Source organism: Knoellia sp. Soil729 (genome assembly GCF_001427985.1).
In the GTDB taxonomy this organism is placed as follows: domain Bacteria; phylum Actinomycetota; class Actinomycetes; order Actinomycetales; family Dermatophilaceae; genus Knoellia.
On the sequence record NZ_LMSA01000006.1, the window covers coordinates 108,757 to 132,552 of the forward strand.

24 protein-coding genes and 1 pseudogene are annotated in these 23,796 nt (G+C 69.9%); 17 read left to right on the forward strand and 8 right to left on the reverse strand.

Features of this window, described 5'->3' with window-relative positions:
• Positions 1-3 precede the first annotated feature (3 nt).
• The 3 genes from ASG74_RS15995 to ASG74_RS16005 are packed head-to-tail and all read right to left on the reverse strand — an operon-like array spanning position 4 to position 2,535.
• A complete protein-coding gene (locus ASG74_RS15995) occupies positions 4-618 on the reverse strand; it encodes a response regulator (protein WP_082569846.1) in 615 nt (204 codons plus the stop codon).
• The gene (locus tag ASG74_RS16000) at positions 615-1,994 is read right to left on the reverse strand and encodes a sensor histidine kinase (protein ID WP_156465448.1); all 1,380 of its coding nucleotides are present in this window, start codon (positions 1,992-1,994) and stop codon (positions 615-617) included. Before ASG74_RS16000 ends, ASG74_RS15995 begins: the two co-directional genes overlap by 4 nt.
• Positions 1,987-2,535, reverse strand: a complete 549-nt coding sequence (locus ASG74_RS16005) for a hypothetical protein (protein ID WP_056145941.1) — start codon at positions 2,533-2,535, stop codon at positions 1,987-1,989. Before ASG74_RS16005 ends, ASG74_RS16000 begins: the two co-directional genes overlap by 8 nt.
• A 203-nt stretch (positions 2,536-2,738) precedes the next feature.
• Here ASG74_RS16005 and ASG74_RS16010 point away from each other — a divergent pair, with 203 nt between their 5' ends.
• The 8 genes from ASG74_RS16010 (at position 2,739) to ASG74_RS16045 (ending at position 9,052) form a co-directional block, all read left to right on the forward strand.
• Positions 2,739-3,509, forward strand: coding sequence for an SDR family NAD(P)-dependent oxidoreductase (locus tag ASG74_RS16010; protein ID WP_056145944.1), 771 nt, complete (start codon positions 2,739-2,741; stop codon positions 3,507-3,509).
• 20 nt (positions 3,510-3,529) lie between these two features.
• Positions 3,530-4,084, forward strand: a complete 555-nt coding sequence (gene pyrE, locus ASG74_RS16015; RefSeq protein ID WP_056145947.1) for an orotate phosphoribosyltransferase — start codon at positions 3,530-3,532, stop codon at positions 4,082-4,084.
• Between the two features lie 75 nt (positions 4,085-4,159).
• Positions 4,160-4,906: a LemA family protein gene (locus ASG74_RS16020; protein WP_056146050.1), complete on the forward strand. Its 747-nt coding sequence runs from the start codon at positions 4,160-4,162 to the stop codon at positions 4,904-4,906.
• Positions 4,907-4,912: 6 nt separating this feature from the next.
• Positions 4,913-5,347 carry an FHA domain-containing protein gene (locus tag ASG74_RS16025; RefSeq protein ID WP_056145949.1) on the forward strand — a complete coding sequence of 145 codons (435 nt, stop codon included), beginning with the start codon at positions 4,913-4,915 and terminating at the stop codon, positions 5,345-5,347.
• 199 nt (positions 5,348-5,546) lie between these two features.
• Complete coding sequence (locus ASG74_RS16030) at positions 5,547-6,416, forward strand: ABC transporter ATP-binding protein (protein WP_056145952.1); 870 nt, start codon at positions 5,547-5,549, stop codon at positions 6,414-6,416.
• Complete coding sequence (locus ASG74_RS16035) at positions 6,413-7,210, forward strand: ABC transporter permease (RefSeq protein ID WP_056145956.1); 798 nt, start codon at positions 6,413-6,415, stop codon at positions 7,208-7,210. The genes ASG74_RS16030 and ASG74_RS16035 overlap by 4 nt, the downstream gene beginning before the upstream one ends.
• Before the next feature lie 7 nt (positions 7,211-7,217).
• Positions 7,218-8,432: a sensor histidine kinase gene (locus ASG74_RS16040; protein ID WP_056145959.1), complete on the forward strand. Its 1,215-nt coding sequence runs from the start codon at positions 7,218-7,220 to the stop codon at positions 8,430-8,432.
• Positions 8,429-9,052: a response regulator gene (locus ASG74_RS16045; RefSeq protein WP_056145962.1), complete on the forward strand. Its 624-nt coding sequence runs from the start codon at positions 8,429-8,431 to the stop codon at positions 9,050-9,052. The genes ASG74_RS16040 and ASG74_RS16045 overlap by 4 nt, the downstream gene beginning before the upstream one ends.
• A 23-nt stretch (positions 9,053-9,075) precedes the next feature.
• Here ASG74_RS16045 and ASG74_RS16050 read toward each other — a convergent pair whose 3' ends face one another.
• Positions 9,076-9,753, reverse strand: coding sequence for a DedA family protein (locus tag ASG74_RS16050; RefSeq protein ID WP_082569847.1), 678 nt, complete (start codon positions 9,751-9,753; stop codon positions 9,076-9,078).
• Between the two features lie 112 nt (positions 9,754-9,865).
• Between ASG74_RS16050 and ASG74_RS16055 the strand changes: the two genes are divergently transcribed.
• A complete protein-coding gene (locus ASG74_RS16055; protein WP_056145964.1) occupies positions 9,866-10,150 on the forward strand; it encodes a DUF7218 family protein in 285 nt (94 codons plus the stop codon).
• 20 nt (positions 10,151-10,170) lie between these two features.
• Here the strand turns inward: ASG74_RS16055 and ASG74_RS17040 are convergent, their stop codons facing one another.
• From ASG74_RS17040 to ASG74_RS16070, 3 genes are read right to left on the reverse strand one after another with little or no spacing between them, the layout of a single operon-like run.
• Positions 10,171-10,896, reverse strand: coding sequence for a multicopper oxidase domain-containing protein (locus ASG74_RS17040; RefSeq protein WP_056145966.1), 726 nt, complete (start codon positions 10,894-10,896; stop codon positions 10,171-10,173).
• The gene (locus ASG74_RS17795) at positions 10,848-11,417 is read right to left on the reverse strand and encodes a hypothetical protein (RefSeq protein ID WP_056145969.1); all 570 of its coding nucleotides are present in this window, start codon (positions 11,415-11,417) and stop codon (positions 10,848-10,850) included. The genes ASG74_RS17040 and ASG74_RS17795 overlap by 49 nt, the downstream gene beginning before the upstream one ends.
• Positions 11,414-11,908, reverse strand: a complete 495-nt coding sequence (locus ASG74_RS16070) for a hemerythrin domain-containing protein (protein WP_235499059.1) — start codon at positions 11,906-11,908, stop codon at positions 11,414-11,416. Before ASG74_RS16070 ends, ASG74_RS17795 begins: the two co-directional genes overlap by 4 nt.
• A 149-nt stretch (positions 11,909-12,057) precedes the next feature.
• Between ASG74_RS16070 and ASG74_RS16075 the strand changes: the two genes are divergently transcribed.
• The 5 genes from ASG74_RS16075 to narI are packed head-to-tail and all read left to right on the forward strand — an operon-like array spanning position 12,058 to position 20,173.
• The gene (locus ASG74_RS16075) at positions 12,058-13,299 is read left to right on the forward strand and encodes an MFS transporter (RefSeq protein WP_235499061.1); all 1,242 of its coding nucleotides are present in this window, start codon (positions 12,058-12,060) and stop codon (positions 13,297-13,299) included.
• Positions 13,296-17,036, forward strand: coding sequence for a nitrate reductase subunit alpha (locus ASG74_RS16080; protein ID WP_056145973.1), 3,741 nt, complete (start codon positions 13,296-13,298; stop codon positions 17,034-17,036). The genes ASG74_RS16075 and ASG74_RS16080 overlap by 4 nt, the downstream gene beginning before the upstream one ends.
• Position 17,037: 1 nt before the next feature.
• Positions 17,038-18,702, forward strand: coding sequence for a nitrate reductase subunit beta (narH, locus tag ASG74_RS16085; RefSeq protein WP_056145975.1), 1,665 nt, complete (start codon positions 17,038-17,040; stop codon positions 18,700-18,702).
• On the forward strand, positions 18,702-19,439 hold the full coding sequence (narJ, locus tag ASG74_RS16090; protein WP_056145978.1) for a nitrate reductase molybdenum cofactor assembly chaperone: 738 nt from the start codon (positions 18,702-18,704) through the stop codon (positions 19,437-19,439). Before narH ends, narJ begins: the two co-directional genes overlap by 1 nt.
• A complete protein-coding gene (gene narI / locus ASG74_RS16095) occupies positions 19,436-20,173 on the forward strand; it encodes a respiratory nitrate reductase subunit gamma (protein ID WP_056145981.1) in 738 nt (245 codons plus the stop codon). Before narJ ends, narI begins: the two co-directional genes overlap by 4 nt.
• Before the next feature lie 56 nt (positions 20,174-20,229).
• On the opposite strand, the gene ASG74_RS16100 is transcribed toward narI, so the two are convergent.
• Positions 20,230-20,718, reverse strand: coding sequence for a DinB family protein (locus ASG74_RS16100; RefSeq protein ID WP_235499062.1), 489 nt, complete (start codon positions 20,716-20,718; stop codon positions 20,230-20,232).
• Here ASG74_RS16100 and ASG74_RS16105 point away from each other — a divergent pair.
• From ASG74_RS16105 to ASG74_RS16115, 3 genes and pseudogenes are all read left to right on the forward strand, one after another.
• The gene (locus tag ASG74_RS16105) at positions 20,717-21,367 is read left to right on the forward strand and encodes a TrmH family RNA methyltransferase (RefSeq protein WP_056145983.1); all 651 of its coding nucleotides are present in this window, start codon (positions 20,717-20,719) and stop codon (positions 21,365-21,367) included. The two genes, ASG74_RS16100 and ASG74_RS16105, sit on opposite strands and share 2 nt — an antisense overlap.
• Before the next feature lie 50 nt (positions 21,368-21,417).
• Positions 21,418-23,427, forward strand: a complete 2,010-nt coding sequence (locus ASG74_RS16110) for a HelD family protein (protein ID WP_056145986.1) — start codon at positions 21,418-21,420, stop codon at positions 23,425-23,427.
• A gap of 178 nt (positions 23,428-23,605) precedes the next feature.
• Positions 23,606-23,796, forward strand: a pseudogene (locus tag ASG74_RS16115) (HNH endonuclease signature motif containing protein); the annotation flags it as partial.

Consider the following 23,796-nt stretch of genomic DNA (forward strand, 5'->3'; position numbering starts at 1 on the left):
CCGTCACACTAGGTGGTCGCGAGCCCAGAGCGCGGCGCTGGTGCGGTCGGCGACCCCGAGCTCGCGGAAGACCTTGCCGAGGTGGGCCTTGACGGTGCGCTCGCTGATCCCGAGCGCGCGCGCGATCTGCTTGTTGGCCAAACCGTCCGCCACGAGTCGCAGCACCTGCTCCTCCCGTGAGCTGAGCCCGTCGCCGGCCCGCTGTCCTTTGGTCGGCAGCAGGACCTGGGCGACACGAGGGTCGAGCGGGGCATGACCGGCCGCCGCGGCGCGCACGGCCGCGAGCAGGGTGGCGGGTTCGCCGTCCTTGAGCTGGTACCCGACGGCACCCGCGTCGAGCGCCGCCGTGACCCGCGCCCGGTCCGAGAACGACGTGAGCACGACGACGCGCAGCTCCGGCAGCTCCTCGAGCACCGCTGCGGTCGCCGTCACACCGTCCGTGCCCGGCATCGACAGGTCCATGAGCACGACGTCGGGCCGCAGCTCGACGGCGAGTGCGACGGCCTCAGAACCGTCAGCTGCCTGGCCGACGACCATGATGTCGCCGCTGGCTTCGAGCAGGCTGGTGAGGCCGGCCCGAACCATCGCGTGGTCGTCGACGACGAGGACGCGGATCACTGGGAGCTCCCTTCGTCAGGTAGGCGCAGGCGCCACTGCGTCCCATGCCCCGGAGCCGTCCGCAGCGCGAGCTCGGCGCCGGCGTCGGAGGCGAGGTCGGCCAGGACCTTGGTGCCGAGGTGTCCGGCGGGCGGGTCGTCCAGCACGGCCGGGTCGAAGCCGGACCCGTCGTCGGCGACGAGGAGCGTGACGACCCCGTCCTCGCGGGTGAGGCGGAGGAGGACGCGGCAGGGAGCCGCGTGCGTGGCCGCGTTGCGCAGGCACTCCTGGGCGACCCGGTGGATGAGGCGCTGCTCGTCCTCGGGGAGGGTGATGCCCGGGTCGACGTCGAGCTCGACCTCGACGTCGCGCCCGTGGGTCGTGGCCGCCACGTCCGCCAGGACCGTGGTGGCGTCGGCGCCGGACAGGCTCTCCGGATAGATCTCGACGAGCAGCGAGCGCAGGGCCCGGGCGTTGCCCCGCGTGGCGCCGGCGACCCGTTCGAGGGTGGCGGCGAGCTCGGTGTCGCCCCGCTGGGCCGCCTGCTCGGCAGCGCCCGAGGCGGCGAAGGACGACGCGACGAGCTCTTGCACGGGCCCGTCGTGCAGCGTGCCGGCGATCCGGCGCCGCTCGGCGTCCGAGGCCTCCAGCGAGCGCTCGAGCACACGCTCCCGGTGCCGGGTGACGTCCCGCAGCCGGTGCAGGAGCCGGGACAGCACCGGTGCCATGAGGACGACGAGGAGGAGCAGGCTGCTCAGCGTGACGCCGACGAACCCGCGCCGCAGCTCGGCTGCCCGCTCGCTCACGACGTCGTATGCCGTGTAGGTCTCGAAGAGCATCTCCCGCCCCGTCGGCGTCCACACCGGCCGGTAGACCTCGAGGAGCCGGCCCCCGGTCTCGAACTCGTTCTCGGTCTGGTCGAGCCGCGACACCTCGGCGATGGTGCGGGGCTCGGCGAGGGAGTCCTTCTGGTTCTGCGACAGCTCGAACGTGCGCCCGATGAGGTGGCTCTCGTCGGCATAGACGATGGTGCCGTCGGGTGCCCAGATCTTGACCCGGACGATCTCGTCACCGAGGACGACGTCCCGCACCACCTTGTCCAGGTCGTCCGATGCCCCGTCGGCCCCGTCGAGCAGGTCGTCGGTGAGCAGTGGAGTGACGACCGCCTGGGCGATGAGGTCGGCGGCGGCCGCCGCGTCGTTGACGGCCTCACGCTCCGCGAGCCGGCTGGCGGCGAAGGTGGCGAGGCCGGCGACGACGACGAGCACGAGGGCCAGCGCCGCGACCATCTGGGTCACGACCCGCCGTGGCGTCACCGCGGGGGAGGCATCGGTGTGGGCGCTCGGTGTCGAGACGAGCGCCCACGCCGGTTCCGAGGTCGGGGTCAGCTCAGTCATCGGCTCCGTGGCCGCCATGGCCACCGTGGTCGTCGGGCTGGGTGTCGTCAGAACCACCGGAGCGTCCCGAGCCGCTGGACCCGGACCCGCTCGAGTGTGAGCCGCTGGTCGAGTCGTGGCTGCGGCTGTCGCGGTCGTCGCCGACCTCCGTGCGCTGGTCGCGCGGGACGTCGCCACCGTGGTCGTCGGCAGTCGTGTCATCGTGGTGGCGGGAGTTCGAGTCGTCCGAGCGCGAGCCGCTGGTCGAGTGGCCGGAGTGCGAGCCGCTGGTCGAGTCGTCGCTGCCACTCTGCCGTCGGTGGTCGTCGCCCGGCTCGGTGCGCTGGTCGCGGGGGGTGCGGCCGCCATGGTCGTCGCTGGCCGACGCACTGGGGCTCGGCGAGAGCGACGGCGTTGGAGTCGACGTGATGCGGATGACCTGACCGCTGGCCGGGACCCGCACCGGGACGGCCTCCGAGAAGGACGCGTTGGACCACAGACCGATGACTGCGGGGCAGACCGCCACGGTGAGTCCCGCCAGAACCATTCCCATGCGCTTCATGATGTCTCCTTGGGTGAGGGGGTGTGAGGAGATCAGCGTCAGCCGCCGTGGTGGACCGGCGCCATTGGGCGATGGTCGTAGTACCTCCGCGGTGGGCGGACGGCATACGGCAGCTGCGGGGACGGCATACGACAGCTGCGCGGAGGGCATACGCCGGGCGGGCCGTCCACGCGCATCGGTGAGGGGGCACCTACGGTGAGCGCATGAGCACTGCACTCGTCACGGGAGCCACCGCCGGCATCGGCCGTGAGTTCGCCGTCCAGCTCGCCTCCCGGGGCGACGACCTCGTCCTCGTCGCGCGGGACGTCGCGCGCCTCGAGGCCCTGGCCCGGAAGCTGGGCGAGGCGCACGCGGTGGAGGTCGAGGTGCTGCCCGCGGACCTCAGCGACCACGAGGCGACGCAGCGGGTGGCCGAGCGGCTGGCCTCCCGGGAGCGGCCGGTCGACGTGCTCGTCAACAACGCGGGCTACTCCCTCACCGAGGGATTCCTCGACACTGCGCTCGAGGACGAGGTGGCCCGCTTCGACGTCCTCACCCGTGCGGTCCTCGTGCTTTCGCACGCGGCCGGGAGGGCGATGCGCGAGCGGGGACGCGGGGCGATCATCAACGTGTCGTCGGTCGCCTCGTTCATGACGTCGGGGACCTACAGCGCCGAGAAGGCGTTCGTCACGGTCTTCAGCGAGGGGCTGGCGTCCGAGCTCGCCGGCACGGGGGTGAGCGTCACCGCCCTGTGCCCCGGCTTCACCCGCACGGAGTTCCACGACCGGGCGGACCTCGACATGTCGGCCCTGCCCTCCTTCGCCTGGCTCGACGCCCCGCGGCTCGTGCGCGACGCCCTCGCGGATGCCGACAAGGGCAAGGTCGTGTCCGTGCCGGGACTCCAGTACAAGGTGGCCGTCGCTGCGCTCCGCCTCGTCCCGCGTCCGCTCATCAGGGGTCGCTCCCGCCGGTTCCACCGTCCCAGCGCGAGGTGAGGATCGGTAGGGTCGCCAGCGTGACTGACACCTCCGCCGACCGCGCCCGCCTGCTCGAGATCATCAAGGACAAGGCCATCGTCCACGGCCGCGTCACCCTGTCCTCCGGCAAGGAGGCCGACTACTACGTCGACCTGCGCCGCATCACCCTCGACGGTGAGGCCAGCCCGCTCGTCGGCCGTGTCATGCGCGACCTCGTGGCCGACCTCGACTTCGATGCCGTCGGTGGCCTCACGCTGGGCGCCGACCCGGTCGCCACCTCGATGCTCCACGCTGCGGCGGCTGTTGGCCAGCGCCTCGACGCGTTCGTCGTCCGCAAGGCCGGCAAGGCCCACGGACTGCAGCAGCGCATCGAGGGCCCGTCGATCGAGGGCCGTCGCGTCCTCGTCGTCGAGGACACCTCCACCACGGGCGCGTCTCCGCTGGATGCCGCCAAGGCCGCCCAGGAGGCCGGGGCCACCGTGGTCGGCGTGGCGACCATCGCTGACCGCGCCACCGGTGCTGCCGAGGTCTTCGCCGAGGCCGGCCTGGAGTACCGCCACGCCTTCGGGCTGGCCGACCTCGGACTCGCCTGATCCCGGGCCCTGGGGCCCGCAGGCCCTAGGATCGCGGACGAGACGCCACCGACAGGGGAGTTCCCAGTGACCACCATCATCATCATCGTTGTCATCGTCGTCGTCCTCCTCCTGCTCGTCGGCATCGTCGTGGGGATGTACAACGGCCTCATCAAGCTGCGCAACCTCGTGCAGGAGGCCTGGCGGCAGATCGATGTCGAGCTCACCCGACGCCACGACCTCATCGGCAACCTCGTCGAGACGGTCAAGGGCTACGCGGCGCACGAACGCGGCACCCTCGAGGACGTCATCAGGGCCCGCAGCGCGGCCATGGCCCCCAACCAGTCCCCGGGGCAGCAGGCCGAGAGCGAGAACATGCTCAGCCAGGCGCTCGGGCGGCTGCTGGCCATCGCCGAGGCCTACCCCGACCTCAAGGCCAACCAGAACTTCATGGCCCTGCAGCAGGAGCTGACCTCGACCGAGGACCGCATCGCCTCGGCGCGTCGCTACTACAACGCGACCGTGCGTGACCTCAACACCAAGGTCGAGACGGTCCCCACGAACTTCATCGCCGGCATGTTCGGCATCAGGACGGCGGAGTACTTCGAGGCCGTCGGTGAGCAGCGCGAGGCCCCCAGGGTCGACTTCGGCCAGCGCGACGCGACGATCCCTCCGCCCAGCGGGTATGCCGGTGGGTCGCCTTCCGCGTCCACCCCGCCTTCGCCGACGTCCCCGGCCACCACTCCGGCCGCGCCCGAGGCTGCGCCCGCGGCTCCGCCTGCGACCCAGCCGATCGACCCCACGAGCTCGGGCAACGTCCCGCCCGCGCCGCCGCGAGCCTGAGGCGCCGTGTCCGACCTGGGGGGAGAGCGCGGCGAGCTGGCCGCACCGTGGCTGGCCGAGGTGTGGGTCGACCCGCAGTGGTACGACTGCCAGAACAGCCCGGACCGGCTCCCCGATCCCGGCCCGCCGACCGTCGTCGCGCTGCGGGGCAGCCAGATCCTCATCGGCAGGCACAGTGAGGCAAGGGCCGTGACTCCGCACATCGACTGTGACCGCGACGCGGGGGTGAGTCGCCGCCACGCGCAGCTCACGCGCCACGGGACTGGCTGGGTCGTCGAGGACCTCGGCTCGGCCAACGGCACCTATGTCAGCCAGACCTTGGGGGACATTCCCGACGACCCGATCGATGCAGGGCACCCCGTCGGCCCCGGGCACGTCCTCTACCTCGGCTCCTGGACCCGCATCGTTCTCCGCCGGAGCGATTCGCCCCGGCCGGCCTGACCCCCGGTTCTACCTCTGCGCCGGTCGCGCCACCGGCGCTCATGTTGGTGACCGGCGTCCGCACGCGGGTGGCGGTCACCAGGTCCTGCGCCGGTCGCTCGAGCGGCGCAGAAGTGCGGCCAGCGTCCACCGGTTGGTGGACGGGGACTCCACCCGCCAGTCGGTGCCGCATCGCACCTGACAAGGACATGCTGAACGCATGACAGCGATCAGCATCAGGGGCCTCGTCAAGGGCTACGGCGACAAGCGAGCCGTCGACGGGCTGGACCTCGACATCGAGACGGGTGAGGTCTTCAGCCTCCTCGGCCCCAACGGCGCCGGCAAGACGACGACCATCGAGATCCTCGAGGGGTTCCGCACCCGCGACTCGGGTGAGGTCAGTGTCCTCGGTGAGGACCCGCGAGCGGCCAACCGGTTGTGGCGCAACCGGATCGGGATCGTCCTCCAGAGCTCTTCCGGACTGGACCTGCTCACCCCTCGAGAGATCCTGGCCTCGACGGCTCATGCCTATGCCACCCCACGTGACGTCGACGAGGTGGTCGCGGCAGTCGGGCTCGAGGAGAAGGCCGACGTGCGCATCTCCGGGCTCTCCGGCGGCCAGCGTCGACGCCTGGACGTCGGTCTGGGCATCGTCGGCCGCCCGGAGCTGCTCTTCCTCGACGAGCCGACCACCGGCTTCGACCCGCAGGCGCGACGTGACTTCTGGGGTCTCATCCGCCGGCTGGCCGCGGAGGGCACGACGATCCTGCTCACGACGCACTACCTCGACGAGGCCGAGCAGCTCGCCGACCGCGTGGGAGTCATCGGCTCGGGGAAGCTGCTGGCGCTCGACACGCCCGCCAACCTCGGCGGCCGCGCGTCCGAGGAGGCCACGGTCTCGTGGGCGGAGGACGGTCGGCGCCGCTCGGTGCGCACGGCCACGCCGACCCTCGAGGTGGCTCGCCTCGCGCAGCGGCTCGGCGGGGAGGTGCCCGAGCTCGTCGTGAGCCGGCCCTCGCTCGAGGACACCTACCTCTCGCTCATCGCCCCGCACGTGGAGACCGCAGAGACTCAGGAGGTCATGGCATGAACGCCCTCGCACTGGGGATGGACCGCACGGTCCTCGAGCTCAAGATGTACTCGCGTGAGAAGGAGGCGATCTTCTTCTCGTTCCTCTTCCCGATCCTCATGCTGGCGCTCTTCTCCGTGATCTTCGGGGACGCGATGGACGCCGGCGGCTCGCAGATGAGTGGTGCGGAGTTCTTCCTGCCCGGCATGATCTCGGCGGGCATCCTGCTCACGTCGTTCCAGACCATGGCGATGTCGGTCGCGGCCGAACGCGACGACGGCACCCTCAAGCGGCTGCGCAGCACGCCCATGCCACCGGTCTCCTACTTCCTCGGCAAGGTGGGCCTCGTCGTCACCACCGCCCTGGCCCAGCAGGTGCTCCTCCTCGCCGTCGCGAGGTTTGCCTTCGGCGTGGACCTGCCCGACACCCCCAGCCGGTGGCTCACCTTCGCGTGGGTGTTCGGGCTCGGGGCGTTCGCCGGGACCGTCCTCGGCACGGCCTACAGCTCGCTGGCCACCGCCCGCACGATCGGCGCCGTCGTGGTCGCACCGATGCTCATCCTGCAGTTCATCTCGGGCGTCTACTTCGCCTTCACCGACATCCCGTCGTGGCTGCAGCAGGTCGCCTCGATCTTCCCGCTCAAGTGGATCGCCCAGGGCATGCGGTCGGCGTTCTTCCCGGACGAGCTCGCCTCCATGGAGATGGCCGGTGCCTGGGAGCACGGACGCACCGTGATGGTGCTGGGCGTGTGGGCGGTCGCCGGGCTGGTCCTGTGCGTCCTCACCTTCCGCTGGTTCAAGCGCGGCACGACATGATGACCTCGTGACCACGGCACCCGACCCGTCAGCGCACCACTCGAGTGACGAGCTCGCCGCCATGTGGAGGGGCCAGGCCAAGTGGTGGCACCTCGGCTCGTACGCGCTCATCACGACGGCCCTCGCCATCGTCCTCATCGGGCCGCCCGGACCCCATGGGCGACTGCCCACCGTCCTGCTGCTCCTCGGAATCGCCCTCGCCTACACCGTCTTCGGCCGCCGGGGGCTCCAGCGGGAGGGGACGAGGTTCGTCGTGGCCTACCAGGTGTGTGCCTGGGTGTGCCTGCTCACGATCATCCTTCTCGACCCCGGTTTCGAGTCGTGGCTGCTCTTCTTCGGCCTCTTCCCGCAGATCTGGGCCTCCTTCGAGCAGAGGCCGGCCCTCATCGCGACGGGGCTGGCGCTCGCAGCGATCTTCCTCGTCGTCGTGGCACCCGCCGACGACCCCGCAGCCGAGGTGCCCGGCGCGCTGATCTCCGTGCTCGTCTCGTTCGTGCTCTCGGCCGCCCTCGGCATGTTCATCCACCGGATCATCGGTGAGGCCGAGCAGCGGGCCATCGTCATCGACGAGCTCCGCTCGACCAGGGCCGAGCTGGCCGCGGTCGAACGGGCGCAAGGGATCGAGGACGAGCGCAGCCGGCTGTCGCGCGAGATCCACGACACCCTGGCCCAGGGGTTCACCTCGGTCATCGCGCTCTCGCGCGCCGCCACCTCGGCCCTCGACCGTGAGGACGTCGCCACGACCCGTGAGCGCCTCGCCATGATCGAGGCCACGGCCGTCGACAACCTCGCCGAGGCGCGGATCATCGTCGCCGAGCTCACCCCCGGCCACCTCCAGACCCGCACGCTCGTCGAGGCGCTCGACCGGCTCGCCGACACGATGACGCGCGAGACCGGCATACACGTGTCGTCCTGCGTCACGGGGCAACCGGCTCCGCTCGGCGCCAACGCCGAGGTCGTCGTCCTGCGTGGGGCGCAGGAGGCCCTGTCGAACGTGCGGCGCCACTCCGGTGCCCGCGTCGCGGAGGTCGCGCTCCGCTACGAGCCGACCCGAGTCGCCCTCGAGGTGAGCGACGACGGTTCCGGCTTCGACCCGACGACGGTCCACCGGGGTTTCGGCCTGGACGGTCTGCGTTCTCGCGCCACCGAGCTCGGCGGGGACGTCACCGTCGTCCCGGGCCAGCCACGCGGCACCCGCCTCGTCATGGAGCTGCCCCGATGATCCGCATCCTCGTCGTCGACGACCACCCCGTCGTGCGGGCCGGGATGGTCGCACTGCTCGGGGAGCTCGAGGACCTTGACGTCGTCGGGGAGGCCAGCAACGGTGCCGAGGCGATCGCCCTGGTGCCGAGGCTCAGGCCTGATGTGGTCCTCATGGACCTTCGTATGCCGGTGATGGACGGTGCCGAGGCGACCGCGCGACTGCGTGCCCAGCCAGACCCACCCGAGGTGCTCGTGCTGACGACCTACGACACCGACGCCGACATCGTGCGTGCCGTCGAGTCGGGGGCTCGGGGGTACCTGCTCAAGGACACCCCACCGGCCATCCTCGCCGAGGCCATCCGACGCGCAGCCCTCGGGGAGACGGTGCTCGCTCCGCCGGTGGCGGCCCGCCTCGCGGAGCGGCTGCGGGCCCCCGCCCAGGCCGAGCTCACGCCACGCGAGCTCGACGTCCTGCGCGCCGTGGCCCGGGGCCTGTCCAACAGCGAGGTCGGTCGCGAGCTGTTCATCGGTGAGGCGACGGTAAAGACGCACCTGTTGCGCATCTTCAGCAAGCTCGAGGTGACCGACCGCACGGCCGCTGTCACGGCGGCCTACCGGAGGGGTCTGATCACCCTCTGACCGCGGGGACCGGTGGTCGCAGATCAGGCGCGCTTGTCGCGTGCGTCCTCGACGACCTCGCCGGTCTCCTCCACGGCGGTGCGCGCGGCGTGGCGGTGGCGAAGGTACTCGACGACCATGGGCACGACGGAGATGGCGACGATGACGAGGATGGCGGCCTCGAGGTTGTCGTGGATGAGCTGGATGCCACCCAGGAAGTAGCCCAGCAACGTGATCGAGGTCGCCCACAGGACGGCGCCCACCCCGCTCCACACGAAGAAGTGGCGGCGCTCCATCTTGCCCACCCCGGCAACGACGGTGATGAAGGTGCGCACGATGGGGACGAACCGGCCGATGACCAAGGCCTTGGCACCGTACTTCTCGAAGAACGCGTGGGTCTGGTCGAAGTACTTCTTGTTGATGAAGCGGCCCTCGCGCTCGTAGAGGGGTGCACCCACGGCACGCCCGATCTCGTAGCCGACGACGTTGCCGAGGAACGCCGCCACGCTGAGGGTGAGGCAGGCAACGGCGATGTTGATGCCGATGTCGCCCCGGTTGATGAACAGGCCGATCGCGAAGAGCAGCGAGTCGCCGGGCAGGATCGGGAAGAGCAGCCCGCACTCGACGAAGACGATCACGGTGCTCACCCAGAAGAACTGGGAGCCGAAGCGGTCGAGGAGCCACTGGGGGTCCATGAAGTCGGGACCGAGCGTCGGCATCATCACGGGCGACAGCGTATGCCGTGTGGCTGGGTGGGTGCTGAAGGCCCTTGTTGCGAAGTGGCCGAGCCCGGCGCAAGGTGGAAGGACAATGCACCCGAGCAGAGGAGGAGCCATGCCCCAGGGCAAGAGCGGCGCGAAGGACCCGGGCCCGAGCATCAAGGACCCGGAGCTCTATGAGGAGCTGCGCGACGACGGCGCGAGCAAGGAGAAGGCGGCGCGCATCTCCAACGCGGCCGCTGCGAGCTCACGTTCCGAGGTGGGGGAGCGCGGGGGAGAGGCGCAGGACTACGAGGACCGCACAGTGGACGAGCTGCGCCAGCGGGCCAAGGAGATCGGTCTCGAGGGCTACTCGTCGATGAAGAAGGACGAGCTCATCGACGCCCTGCGCAACCACTAGAGCCCTGCGGCGCCCCCGGCTCAGCCCGTGACGAGGAAGACGCCGTGGGCGCCGCGCTCGGCGTCGACCATGGCGTGCGAGATGAAGGGGTAGTGCCCCGCCGCAGGGAAGGCCAGCTCGACGAAATCGCCCTGGGAGGGCTGCAGCCCCAACGTCTGCGACCCGGTCGTGGTCGAACGTGGCCCGACGAGGTAGGCGCCCTCGACCCGGACGGTGTCGAACTGCCCACCCACCACGTGGAAGGCGCTGGCCAGGTTGGGTCCGGCGTCGAGGACCCAGATGCGCACTCGCTCGTGCACCCGGGCCGGCACAGGGTGCTGGTCGTACTGGTTCGCTGTCCCGTTGAAGGTCACGAACGTCGGCTCATGCGACGTGCCCGCGAGGACCTCGGCGGCGGGTGTCGCGCCCTGACCGGTGCCCGGCTGCAGGTGGACCTCGGACTGGACGAGGAGGTACTCGCGGTCGACGTGGGGGAGTCCGGCGGCGGGTTCGATGATGACGGCACCGTGCATGCCGGCCGCGATGTGCGCCGACATGGGCATCGACGAGCAGTGGTACATCCAGATGCCGGCCCGCGTGGCGGTGAAGCGCACCCGCAGCGACTCGCCCGGCGCGATGGTGCGAGTGGCTGCGTCGGGAGCGAAGGCAGCGGCGTGGAAGTCGATGGAATGACCCATGGAACCGTCGTTGACGAGGGTCACCTCGAAGGTGTCGCCGACCCTGCCCCGCAGCGTCGGGCCCGGCACCTGTCCGTTGAAGGTCCATCGCTTCTGGGTGATCCCCGGCGCCACCTCGAGCTCGACCTCGCCAGCGTGGCGCCGAGCGCGGCCCCCACCGGGAGGCAGGCCGTGGCAGCGAGGTAGTAGCGCAGCGTGATGCGGAACCGCCCGGGCAGCGCCTTGCGCAGCCGGCGCCAGAGCTGGATGCCGTGCCAGAGCACGGCGACGGCGACGAGGGTCGCTCCGGTGACGGTCAGCCACCACTGGGTGGTGGGCACGCCCACGAGGGTCGCCGTCGTGCCGGCGAGGAGCAGGCCCAGGCGAAGGGACTGGACCCGGCGGTCGTCCAGCCCCGGTGGCGTCTTGAGCAGGGCCTGGGCGAAGTGGCTGCTCCACACCAGAATCGAGTGCGTCAGGGCACCGAGGAGGACGAGGTGGACCATGAGCCACCGCGACCCGGGGACGAACGGGTGCGCCAGTGCCACGAGGACCGCGAGGACGAGCCACACCACGGCGGGATGGTCACGCAGCGGCCAGGAGCGCCTCACGGTGCGACGGGGTCGGGAGTCGACGCGTCCACCTCGTCCCATTCCGCGCCGGACAGGGCGATGGCGGACGCCGGGAAGAGCCCGTTCTCCTCCTTGTCGATGTGCGCGCGCAGCTCGGCGAGGAAGCCTGGCACGAGGGCGTGTTCGCCGTTCCTGATGCGAAGGAGCTGCTCATCCAGCGCCGTGTGCTCGTGGCAGAGCGTGTCGACGTGCTCGGTGAACTCCTCCTGCCGGCGCAGGACGGCGAACAGGCCGACCTCCTCGTTCCTCGTGTGCGGATGGAGGATGACCTCGATGCCGTCGACGGCTCGGGCGACCCGCGGTGCGTCGTCCGCCGCGCAGGCGTGGCGCAGCTCGGTGGTCGCGTTGATGATGTCGACGTGCTCGGCCATGAAGCGGCCCACGACCTCGATCGACTCGCACCCGCAGTAGGAGCACACCTCAGGCCGTCCGCTCGCTCGAGGAGGGCGGGATCCTGCGGGGGACGGCATTCATGGACGTGGCTCCTTCGACCAGCCGTGGCGCTGGTTCGGTGACATGGTGAGTACACAACGCGCGACAGCCATTTGTCCACTACGCTCTGTAGTGGTCGGACCCCCGACCTTGGGAAGTTACCGGCCTGGTTCTCGAAAGTAGCGTGATGAATCACTCCTCCCCCGCGACCGATGCGCGCACGACCGACACGCACCCCGGCAGTGCCCGCAGCATGCTCGTCGTCGCCACCCTCGGCTTTGCCATCTGCTTCTGGGCCTGGGCCCTCCTCTCCCCGCTGGCCGTGACGCTGCGCGACGAGCTGGGGCTCAGCTCCCTGCAGCAGTCGCTCGTCGTCGCCACCCCCGTCATCGTGGGCTCGCTCGGCCGCATCCCCGTCGGCGCCCTCACCGACCGTCTCGGCGCACGAGTGATGTTCCCGGCAGTGGCGGCCCTGACGATCGTCCCGGTGCTCTTCCTGGGGTTCTTCGGCACGAGCTTGGCAGCGCTGCTCATCGGTGGCTTCTTCCTCGGCATCGGTGGCACGTCCTTCGCGGTCGGTGTCCCCTTCGTCAACTCGTGGCACGAGCCGGCCCGCCGAGGCGCCGCCCTCGGCCTCTTCGGCATGGGCACCATCGGCACGGCCGTGGCGGCCTTCACGACGCTGTCCCTGTCCAACGCCTTCGGGCGCGTCGCTCCCTTCCTCCTCGTCGCAGTCCTCCTTGCCGCGTATGCCGTGTGGTCACGGGCCGTGCTGCGCACGCCCGCTGGTCGTCCCAACCCCACGGCCGGCGGCAACTGGCTCTCGGGCGCACTGCGCACCCTGGCGCAGCCGGTCGCGCTCAAGCTCGCCCTGCTGTATGCCGTCGCCTTCGGTGGGTTCGTGGCCTTCAGCGTCTACCTGCCGACCTACCTCGTCAACAACTTCGGCATGGCCAAGGGTGACGGTGCCCTGCGCATGGCCGGCTTCGTCGTCGTGGCCGTCGTCGCCCGGCCGATCGGTGGCTGGCTCTGCGACCGCTTCGACAAGACGCGGGTGCTCGGGGGGCTCCTCGGGGCCACCGGTTTGTTCGCGGTGCTCGCGGCTGTCGTCGGTGGAGGCCGGGTCAACCTGGCGCTCGAGCCGGTCGGTACGGTCGCGTTCCTCGGGATGGCAGCCGGCCTCGGAGCCGGGGCCGGCGCGGTCTTCGCGCTCGTTGCCGCCCTCGTGGAGCCGGCACGGGTGGGAGCCGTCACCGGTGTCGTCGGCGCTGCCGGTGGCCTTGGCGGCTTCGTTCCGCCACTGTTGATGGGAGTCATCTATGACGCGCAGGGCAGCTACACCCTCGGTCTGCTCCTGCTGGCCGTCGTCGCCCTCGCGGCTGCGGTTCTCGCACTGGTGGGATTCCGGAAGGATCTGAAGACATCATGACGACTGAGGCCTCCCAGGAAGCACTCGGACTGGACGGACGGTTGAGCGAGGCGCTGGTGGGCACGCGCCGCTTCTTCACCCGCGGCTCCGTGTCCGAGGACCAGCGCACGCTCAACCTCAAGGGTGGGCGCAGCGGTGACTCCTTCTACCGCGACCGCTGGAGCCACGACAAGGTCGTGCGCTCCACCCACGGGGTGAACTGCACCGGCTCGTGCTCCTGGAAGGTCTACGTCAAGGACGGCATCATCACCTGGGAGTCGCAGCAGACCGACTACCCGTCGACAGGGGCCGACCGGCCCGAGTACGAACCGCGCGGCTGTCCGCGTGGTGCCGCGTTCTCCTGGTACACCTACAGCCCCACCCGGGTGCGTTACCCCTATGTGCGCGGCGCCCTGCTCGAGCTCTACCGGGCGGCCCGCAAGGAGTACGGCGACCCGGTGGTCGCCTGGGCGAGCATCGTCCAGGACGAGAAGAAGTCCACGGCCTACAAGTCCGAGCGCGGCAAGGGCGGCCTCGTGCGCTCGAGCTGGGCCGAGGTCGTCGAGCTCGTGGCGGCCGCGCACGTCTACACGATCAAGCGCTGGGGTCCTGACCGCATCGCCGGCTTCTCGCCGATCCCGGCCATGTCGATGGTGAGCTACGTGTCGGGGGCGCGCTTCAACGAGCTCATCGGCGCACCGATGCTCTCGTTCTACGACTGGTACGCCGACCTGCCCAACGCCTCGCCGCAGATGTTCGGCGACCAGACGGACGTGCCGGAGTCCGGCGACTGGTGGGACGCGGCATACCTCATCATGTGGGGCTCGAACGTGCCGCTCACGCGCACCCCGGACGCCCACTGGATGACCGAGGCGCGCTACCGCGGCCAGAAGGTCGTCGCCATCGCCCCCGACTACGCAGAGAACGTCAAGTTCGCCGACGAGTGGGTGGCGCCCGCCCCCGGCACGGACGCCGCGCTCGCGATGGGCATGGGGCACGTCGTGCTCAAGGAGTTCTTCGCCGACGGCGAGACCGAGTTCTTCGCGGACTACACCAAGCGCTTCACCGACCTCCCTCACCTCATCACCCTCGAGCCGGCCGAGGAGGGCGCAACCGGCGCCTACCGGCCCGGCAAGTTCCTCGTCGCCGGCGACCTGCCCGACCACCCCGAGGCGACCTCCGAGAACGCCATGTGGAAGCCGGCCGTCATGGACTCGAGCACGGGGGAGGTGCGCATCCCCCAGGGCTCGATCGGCCACCGGTTCGGACCGGAGGGCGAGGGCAGGTGGAACCTCGACCTCGGTGACATCGACCCGCTGCTCACGATGATGGGCACCGGCGCGGACGACGACGCGACGGAGGCGGTCGAGGTCGAGCTGCCCCGCTTCGACACCGGCGCCAAGGTCGTCCACGAGCGCCGTGGCGTGCCCGCCCGGCGCGTGGGCGGGCGCCTCGTCACCACGGTGCTGGACCTCATGCTCGCCCACTACGGAGTGGGCCGTCCGGGACTGCCGGGGACGTGGCCGACGGGCTACGACGACCCCACCGTCCCCGCGACCCCGGCCTGGGCCGAGTCGATCACGTCCGTGCCGGCGCAGCAGATCGCCCGCATCGGGCGCGAGTTCGCGCAGAACGCCATCGACACCAACGGCCGCGGCATGATCCTCATGGGAGCCGGGACCAACCACTGGTACCACTCCGACCAGATCTACCGCGCCATGCTCGTCCTCACGACGATCACGGGCTGCCAGGGCCGCAACGGCGGTGGCTGGGCCCACTACGTCGGGCAGGAGAAGGTCCGTCCGCTCATGGGCTTCCAGCACATGGCGTTCGCCCTCGACTGGGTGCGCCCGCCGCGCCACATGAACCAGACCGCCTACTGGTACGTCAACTCCAGCCAGTACCGCTACGACACCTTCACCACGGACGACACCGGCGCGGGCACCAACGCCTTCGAGGGCCGCACGATGATGGACGTCCTCGCGCAGTCGGTGCGCCTGGGCTGGACACCGAGCTATCCGCAGTTCAACCGCTCCAGCCTCGACCTCTGCGACGAGGCGGCCACGGCCGGACTCGGCGTCAAGGACCACGTCGTCCAGCAGCTCAAGTCAGGAGAGCTGCAGTTCGCCGTCGAGGACCCCGAGGCCGAGGAGAACTGGCCCCGGGTGCTCACCCTGTGGCGCTCCAACCTCTTCGGGTCCTCAGCGAAGGGCAACGAGTACTTCCTCAAGCACCTCCTCGGCACGACGAACTCCGCCCGCGCCAAGGAGGCCGAGCCGCACCAGCGCCCGCAGGACATCGCCTGGCCGGAGGAGGCGCCCGAGGGCAAGCTCGACCTCCTCATGACGATCGACTTCCGCATGACGAGCTCGACCCTGCTCAGCGACATCGTGCTGCCGGCCGCCACCTGGTACGAGAAGCACGACCTCAACACCACGGACATGCACCCGTTCATCCACTCGTTCAACCCGGCCATTGCTCCGCCATGGCAGAGCAAGACCGACTGGGACGCATGGAAGGCGATCGCCGAGCGGTTCTCCGAGCTCGCCGAGGACCACCTCGGCACGCGCAAGGACGTCGTGGCCAAGCCCCTGTGGCACGACACCCCCGAGTCCATGGCGTCGGTCCACGGAGTCGTCCAGGACTGGAAGACCGGTGAGGTCGAGCCGATCCCGGGCAAGACGATGCCGGCGCTGGTCGAGGTCGAGCGCGACTACACCCAGGTCCACGCCAAGATGACCTCCATCGGGCCCCTGCTCGAGAAGCTCGGCATGGTCACCAAGGGCGTGCCCTACGAGCCGACCTCCGTGGTCGAGCAGCTCGGGGCCGTCAACGGGCGCGTCCACGGCGGTCCGACCGACGGACGGCCGCGCCTCGAGACCGACATCCACGTCGCCGAGGCGATCATGCACCTGTCAGGCACGACCAACGGGCACCTTGCCACCCAGGGGTTCAAGAACCTCGAGAAGCGCACCGGGACGCAGCTGCACGACCTTGCCTCCGAGCACGAGGGCAAGCTGATCCGCTTCTCGGACACCCAGGCCGCACCGGTTCCCGTCATCACGTCACCGGAGTGGTCGGGCAGCGAGTCCGGCGGCCGCCGCTACGCACCGTTCACGATCAACATCGAGCGGCTCAAGCCGTTCCACACCCTCACCGGGCGCCAGCAGTTCTACGTCGACCACGACTGGATGCTGCGCATGGGCGAGGCGCTGCCGACCTACCGGCCACCGCTGGACATGACGCAGCTCTTCGGTGAGAAGGAGGTCGGTGAGCTGACCGAGTCGCAGGAGTACAGCGTCTCGGTGTCGGTGAGGTACCTCACCCCCCACAACAAGTGGTCGATCCACTCCGAGTACCAGGACAACCTGTTCATGCTCTCGCTCTCACGCGGCGGCCAGTCGATCTGGGTCTCCGACGTCGACGCGGAGAAGATCGGGATCAAGGACAACGACTGGATCGAGGCGGTCAACCGCAACGGCGTCGTCGCCGCGCGGGCCATCGTCAGCCACCGGATGCCGGAGGGCACGGTCTACATGCACCACGCGCAGGACCGGCTCATCGACGTCCCCCTCACGGAGACGGACGGCAAGCGGGGCGGCATACACAACAGCCTCACCCGCATCCTCATGAAGCCGAGCCACCTGATCGGTGGCTACGCCCAGCTGTCCTACTTCTTCAACTACATCGGCCCGACCGGCAGCAACCGCGACGAGGTCACGACGATCCGCAAGCGGACGAGCAAGGTGGAGTACTGACATGAAGGTCATGGCCCAGATGGCGATGGTGATGAACCTCGACAAGTGCATCGGGTGTCACACCTGCTCGGTCACGTGCAAGCAGGCGTGGACCAACCGCTCCGGCATGGAGTACGTCTGGTTCAACAACGTCGAGACCCGCCCGGGGCTCGGCTACCCCCGCGGCTACGAGGACCAGGACAAGTGGCAGGGCGGCTGGACCCGCAAGGCCAACGGCCGGCTCACGCTGCGGGCAGGCGGCCGGCTCAACAAGCTGCTCAACATCTTCAGCAACCCCAAGATGCCGTCGATGAGCGACTACTACGAGCCGTGGACCTACGACTACGAGACGCTGCTCAACGCGCCCTCGCAGAAGCACTTCCCCGTCGCCCGGCCGCACTCGCTCCTGTCGGGCAAGCCGATCAACGTCGAGTGGTCGGCCAACTGGGACGACGACCTCGGTGGCAGCCACGAGCACGCCGCGAAGGACCTCATGCTCAAGGGCATCGAGGACAAGGTCAAGCTCGCCTTCGACGACACCTTCATGTTCTACCTGCCCCGCATCTGCGAGCACTGCCTCAACCCCTCGTGCGCGGCGTCGTGCCCCAGTGGTGCGATCTACAAGCGCGAGGAGGACGGCATTGTCCTCGTCGACCAGGACAAGTGCCGTGGCTGGCGCATGTGCGTGACGGGCTGCCCCTACAAGAAGGTCTACTTCAACCACAAGACCGGCAAGGCCGAGAAGTGCACCTTCTGCTACCCGCGCATCGAGGTCGGCATCCCGACCGTGTGCGCCGAGACGTGCGTCGGGCGGTTGCGCTACATCGGCCTCATGCTCTACGACGCCGACAAGGTCCTCGAGGCCGCGTCCGTCGAGGACGACCACGACCTCTACGAGTCACAGCGCTCCGTCTTCCTCGACCCCAACGACCCGCACGTGCAGCGCGAGGCCGAGAAGGCCGGCATACCGGGTGACTGGATCACGGCGGCCCAGAAGTCCCCGGTCCACGCGCTCATCAACACCTACAAGGTGGCACTGCCGCTGCACCCGGAGTACCGCACCATGCCGATGGTCTGGTACATCCCGCCGCTGTCGCCCGTGGTCGACGTCATCAAGGACACCGGCCACGACGCCGAGGACGCGGACAACCTCTTCGGCGCCATCGACGCGCTGCGCATCCCGGTCGAGTACCTCGCCAACCTCTTCACCGCGGGCGACACGGTCCCGGTGGACCGGGTGCTGCGCAAGCTCGCGGCCATGCGCTCGTACATGCGCGACATCAACCTCGGCCGTGACCCCGACCCGGAGATCCCGGCCAGGGTCGGCATGGGCGAGGAGGAGATGTACAACATGTTCCGCCTCCTCGCGATCGCCAAGTACGAGGACCGCTACGTCATCCCCACCGCCCACGGCGAGGAGGCGCACGCCCTCGAGGAGCTCGCCACCGACTGCCCGGTCACGGGCTACGACGACGAGCTGCTCGACGTCTCCGGCCCGTTCGGCGAGGGTTCGGGCCGCGGCTCGATGACGCCCGTCGCGATCGAGAACTTCAAGATGCTGGAGAGGCGGCAGACCTCCGACACGATGCAGGACGGCGAGCACCTCAAGGGCCGGGTCAACCTGCTCAACTGGGACGGCAAGGGCATGCCACCGGGGATGTTCCCCGACGAGGACGGCGAGCGCTGATGCTGCCCTGGCGCCGCAACCGGCGGACCTCGCCGACCCTGGACCCGGTCACCCAGGCGACGGCGTGGCAGGTGGTCTCGCTCCTGCTCGACTACCCGGACGAGACCCTGGTCGAGCGGTTGCCGATGCTCACCGACGTGGTCGGTGGGCTCCCTGACGACCTCCGTATGCCGCTGGGCCGCTTCCTCGCCCACGTCACCGACGCGGGGCTCGAAGAGCTGCAACGCGACTACGTGGACACGTTCGACGTCACGCGCAGGTGCTGCCTGCACCTCACCTACTTCCTGCACGGTGACACCCGCAACCGGGGCGCGGCGCTGGTCCAGATCAAGCAGAGCTTCCGCCGCCACGGGGTGGACTTCACCGACGACGACGCCGAGCTGCCCGACCACCTCAGCGTCGTCCTCGAGTTCGGCGCCACCGTCGACGCGCCGACCGCCTGGAAGCTGCTCAACGACCACCGGGTCGGCATCGAGCTCCTGAGACGAGCCCTGTCCGAGAGGGGTTCCGCGTGGCTGGACGTCGTCGACGCATTGCGAGCGACCCTGCCCGTGCTGGCCGGTGACGACGAGGAGGCGCTCGCCCGGCTCATCGCCGAGGGCCCGCCGGAGGAGCTCGTCGGCCTGAGCACCGAGCTCAACGCGCCCTATGCCATCGATCCCGGGCTCGACGACCTTCGGCAGCCCCCCAGTGCCAGCACCGGGCCGGTGCCCGTCACGATCGGAGCACGTCGATGAACACCTTCCTCTGGGTGATCTTCCCCTACATCTGCCTGGCGGTCTTCGTCGTCGGACACGTCTGGCGCTACCGCTACGACAAGTTCGGGTGGACGACGCGCAGCTCGCAGCTCTACGAGAGCAAGCTGCTGCGCATCGGCAGCCCGCTCTTCCACTTCGGGATGCTCGGCGTGGTCGGCGGTCACATCCTGGGGCTCATCCTCCCGCAGGACTGGACAGACGCCGTGGGCCTCAGCCACGAGGCGTACCACATCATCGCGCTCGCCGGCGGCATCCCCGCAGGCATCGCCGCGGTCGTCGGGCTCGTCATCCTCATCTACCGCCGGCGCACGGTCGGGCCGGTCTTCTCGGCGACGACCATCAACGACAAGGTCATGTATGCCGTGCTCGGCGTCGTCATCGTCCTGGGCATGTGGAACACCATCGCCGGCAGCCTGTTCACCATCGGCGGCGAGTACAACTACCGCGACGGCGTCTCGGTGTGGTTCCGCCAGATCTTCGCGTTCCAGCCCGACGAGAGCCTCATGGCCGCGGCGCCGTTCGGCTTCCAGCTGCACGGGTTCCTCGCGTTCCTGCTCTTCGCGATGTGGCCCTTCACCCGCCTCGTCCACGTGTTCTCGGCGCCCATCGGCTACTTCACCCGCCCCTACATCGTCTACCGCAGCCGCGACCGCCGGCCTGGTGCGGCGACGGGCTCCCGTGCACAGAAGCGGGGTTGGGAACGCGTGCAGTGACGGTGTGCGGCCAAGACGACGCAGGCGACACCGTCCTGGCGGCTTGAGCCGGCGGGTCAGCTGCTCGTGGTGCCGTCGATCGACTCACGCAGCAGGTCGGCGTGGCCGAGGTGCTGCGCGTACTCCTCGATGAGGTGGACGATGACGTCCCGGACGTTGACCTGCCCGTGGTGCCCCGCGTCGACCACTCCACCCATGTCGTCGTGGGCGGCGAGCCACTCCTGGGCGAAGGCCACCTCTGCGCGCCATGCCGCCCACGCCGCATCGACGGCGGCATGGTCACCGGTCGCGCCCTCCCAGTCGTCGTCGTTCCCGGGAGGACCCCACAGCCGCTCGGGATTGCCACCATCGAGCCGGCGACGGAACCAGATGCGCTCGACCTCGGCCAAGTGGCGGACCATTCCGAGCAGCGACATCGACGACGGCGGCACCGACCGTGCCGCCAGCTGCTCCGGGGTGAGGCCCGCGCACGTGCGCTCGAAGGCCTCCCGCCGACTGTTGAGGTGGTCGGCGTAGTTGTCCCGCTCGTTCTGAAGTGCACCCATGCCTGACATTGTTGACACTGTGAGCGACGAGCGCGAGGACCGTGTGGGAGTCGGGCCTTGGCAGGGGCCTTGGCCGGACGACGTCCGGCTCGACCCGGACCTGCTGCGCGACGGCGACCGCCGCAACGTCGTCGATGCCTATCGCTACTGGCGGCACGACGCGATCGTCGCGGACCTCGACACCCGGCGCCACGACTTCCACGTCGCCATCGAGAACTGGGAGCACGACTTCAACATCGGCTCCGTCGTGCGCACGGCCAACGCCATGGGGGCCTCGGCCTTCCACATCGTCGGGCGCCGCCGCTGGAACCGCAGGGGTGCGATGGTCACCGACCGCTACCAGCACGAACACCACCACCCCACGCCGGGTGACCTTGCCTCGTGGGCCGGAGTGAACGGCATACGGCTCATCGGGATCGACAACCTGCCCGGCAGCCGCCCGCTCGAGACCTACGACCTGCCGAGGAGGGCGATGCTCGTCTTCGGACAGGAGGGTCCCGGACTGTCGGAGGCGATGCGGGCGCAGTGCGAGGCGACGCTGCACATCGAGCAGTTCGGGTCGACCCGGTCCATCAATGCGGGGGCGGCGGCGGCCATCGCCATGCACGCGTGGGTCCGTCGCCACGTCTTCGAGCAGCCGATCCCTTAGGCTGTTCCTCCCCCCGTCACACCCCCTGAGCTCAGGAGAGGCGCTGCGTCATGCCCACTCATGAGGAGCTCACCCACGAGCGTGCCCACCTCGCGAACGCCCGTGCCGAGCTGGGCCGCATGCGCGAGCGCACCCTTGCGCTGGACGTCCAGGGAGGCGACGCGGTCTCGTCGGAGCGGCTTGCCGAGACCCTGTGGCGCAGGGCCCGGTCGCTTGAGGACGACCCGGCGACCGCGCTCTTCTTCGGCCGCGTCGACCTCGACACCGACGAGCGGTGGTACATCGGGCGCCGCCACGTCACCGACGACGCAGGCGACCCTCTGGTCATCGACTGGCGCGCTCCGGTGTCGACGACGTTCTACCGCGCGTCGCACACCGAACCGATGGGGGTGCGGCTGCGCCGCCGCTTCGGCTACGACCACGGCGCGATCTCGGCGATGGAGGACGAGCACCTGCTCGACTCCGGTGAGCCAGAGGCGCGTTCGCAGATCCTCGCCTCGGAGATCGAGCGTCCCCGAGTCGGCCCGATGCGTGACATCGTCGCGACGATCCAGCCGGAGCAGGACGCTCTCGTGCGGGTCGACGCCACGACGACCGTCTGCATCCAGGGCGCGCCTGGGACGGGCAAGACCGCGGTCGGGCTGCACCGGGCTGCGTGGCTTCTCTATGCCTACCGGCAGCGGCTGGGTCGTAGCGGGGTGCTCGTCATCGGCCCCAACGAGGCCTTCCTCGAGCACATCGGCGCCGTGCTGCCCACGCTCGGCGAGGTCGAGGTCCGGCACACGAGCATCGAGGCCCTGACCGCGTCAGTGCCCGTGCGGGCTGTCGACGCCACGGAGGTGGCCCGGCTCAAGGGCGATGCTCGGATGGCGCAGGTTCTGCACCGTGCCGTGTGGTCGCACCTCATACCACCGACCGAAGCCATGATCGTGCCGCGAGGTGCGCGCCGATGGCGCGTCGCGGCATACGACATTGCTCCTCTGGTCGACGGCCTCGCGGGACGCGAGATCCGCTATGACGCTGCCCGTCAGCTCCTGCCGCAGCGGCTCTCCCACGCGGTGCTCGTGAAGATGGAGGCGCTGGGGGAGTACCCCGATGACCGCGTCCAGGACGCCATCGCGCGCAGCATCCCGGTGAAGGCGTATGCCGCGTCGCTCTGGCCCAAGGTCGAGGCCCGCGCGCTGTTGCACCGGTTGCTCTCGGATCCTGAGGTGCTCGCGGCGGCTTCTGCCGGTGTGCTCTCCGAGGAGGAGCAGCGGCTCCTGCTGTGGGAGAGGCCCTCTCGCACAGCGGGGTCGGCCAAGTGGACCGTGGCCGATACCGTCCTCCTCGACGAGCTGGGCGACCTGCTCAACCGCACCCCGAGCCTTGGTCACGTCGTCCTCGACGAGGCCCAGGACCTGTCACCGATGCAGCTGCGCGCGGTGGGGCGGCGGTGCTCGACGGGGGCGGCGACGGTGTTGGGTGACATCGCGCAGGGGACGACGCCGTGGTCGACGGCGTCGTGGACCGAGAGCCTGGCTCACCTCGGCAAACCGGACGGTGTGGTGTCCGAGCTGCGTCGTGGCTTCCGGGTGCCCGCGAGCGTCATCGAGTTCGCGGCGAAGCTCCTCCCGGAGGCCGCGCCGGGACTGGCGGCGCCTCAGTCGGTGCGTGACAACCCCGGACGCCTGGACCTTGTGTCCGTTTCGGCGGGTGAGCTCGTGGGCTCGACCATCACGGAGGTCGAACGCCTGAGCTCGCTCGAGGGCAGCATCGGGGTCATCGTGCCGGATGCCCGGGTCGTCGAGCTGTCGCGTGCCTTCACGGACGCCGGACTCGAGCACGGAACCCTCGGTGCGACCCACGGCGACGTCGACCAGCAGGTCGACCTGGTCCCGGCGACGGTGGCCAAGGGTCTCGAGTTCGACCACGTGCTGGTCCTCGAGCCAGCCGAGATCGCGGCAGCCGAGCCGGACGTGCGCACCGGTCTGCGACGCCTCTACGTCGTCCTCACCCGAGCGGTCTCGGATCTCACGGTGGTGCATGCGTTGCCCCTGCCCGAGGCCTTGCGCGGGTGACTCCATGGCCGACACCGCGTCGGTGTCAGTGGGGTCCCGTAGCGTCGTTCTCACCGGGTTGACGACCGGCTTGATGCGCATGCCCTGATGGCGAATGCCCCTGTGCGAGTAGGGAATTCAGCCTATAGCGTAGTGCGAAATGCTTGACTCTGGAACACCTGTTCGATATGGTTGACCCATGCAAACCACCGCTGCGACCGCCGTCCTTGAGGGCCGGTATGCCGCGTTGCGGTCTTCCGCGGATCGGTTGAGTTCCGAGGAGCTTCTGGACGTCATCGAGCTTGCGCAGCGCGAGAAGGACGCCGCGTCCGCTCGGCAGGCGGTGGCGTTGGCGCATCTGGCGGCGCGGGACTGCCACGTGCAGGAGGA

Coding starts and splice junctions, on each gene's coding strand:
- ASG74_RS16100 (WP_235499062.1), bottom strand. CDS start 20,718: ATGGGTGCACTTCAGAACGAGCGGGACAACTACGCCGACCACCTCAAC.
- ASG74_RS16105 (WP_056145983.1), top strand. CDS start 20,717: ATGCCTGACATTGTTGACACTGTGAGCGACGAGCGCGAGGACCGTGTG.
- ASG74_RS16000 (WP_156465448.1), bottom strand. CDS start 1,994: ATGACTGAGCTGACCCCGACCTCGGAACCGGCGTGGGCGCTCGTCTCG.
- ASG74_RS16045 (WP_056145962.1), top strand. CDS start 8,429: ATGATCCGCATCCTCGTCGTCGACGACCACCCCGTCGTGCGGGCCGGG.
- narJ (WP_056145978.1), top strand. CDS start 18,702: ATGCTGCCCTGGCGCCGCAACCGGCGGACCTCGCCGACCCTGGACCCG.
- ASG74_RS16075 (WP_235499061.1), top strand. CDS start 12,058: ATGAATCACTCCTCCCCCGCGACCGATGCGCGCACGACCGACACGCAC.
- ASG74_RS16050 (WP_082569847.1), bottom strand. CDS start 9,753: ATGATGCCGACGCTCGGTCCCGACTTCATGGACCCCCAGTGGCTCCTC.
- narH (WP_056145975.1), top strand. CDS start 17,038: ATGAAGGTCATGGCCCAGATGGCGATGGTGATGAACCTCGACAAGTGC.
- ASG74_RS16030 (WP_056145952.1), top strand. CDS start 5,547: ATGACAGCGATCAGCATCAGGGGCCTCGTCAAGGGCTACGGCGACAAG.
- ASG74_RS16005 (WP_056145941.1), bottom strand. CDS start 2,535: ATGAAGCGCATGGGAATGGTTCTGGCGGGACTCACCGTGGCGGTCTGC.
- ASG74_RS16010 (WP_056145944.1), top strand. CDS start 2,739: ATGAGCACTGCACTCGTCACGGGAGCCACCGCCGGCATCGGCCGTGAG.
- ASG74_RS16080 (WP_056145973.1), top strand. CDS start 13,296: ATGACGACTGAGGCCTCCCAGGAAGCACTCGGACTGGACGGACGGTTG.
- ASG74_RS16035 (WP_056145956.1), top strand. CDS start 6,413: ATGAACGCCCTCGCACTGGGGATGGACCGCACGGTCCTCGAGCTCAAG.
- ASG74_RS16070 (WP_235499059.1), bottom strand. CDS start 11,908: ATGCCGTCCCCCGCAGGATCCCGCCCTCCTCGAGCGAGCGGACGGCCT.
- ASG74_RS16110 (WP_056145986.1), top strand. CDS start 21,418: ATGCCCACTCATGAGGAGCTCACCCACGAGCGTGCCCACCTCGCGAAC.
- ASG74_RS16055 (WP_056145964.1), top strand. CDS start 9,866: ATGCCCCAGGGCAAGAGCGGCGCGAAGGACCCGGGCCCGAGCATCAAG.
- narI (WP_056145981.1), top strand. CDS start 19,436: ATGAACACCTTCCTCTGGGTGATCTTCCCCTACATCTGCCTGGCGGTC.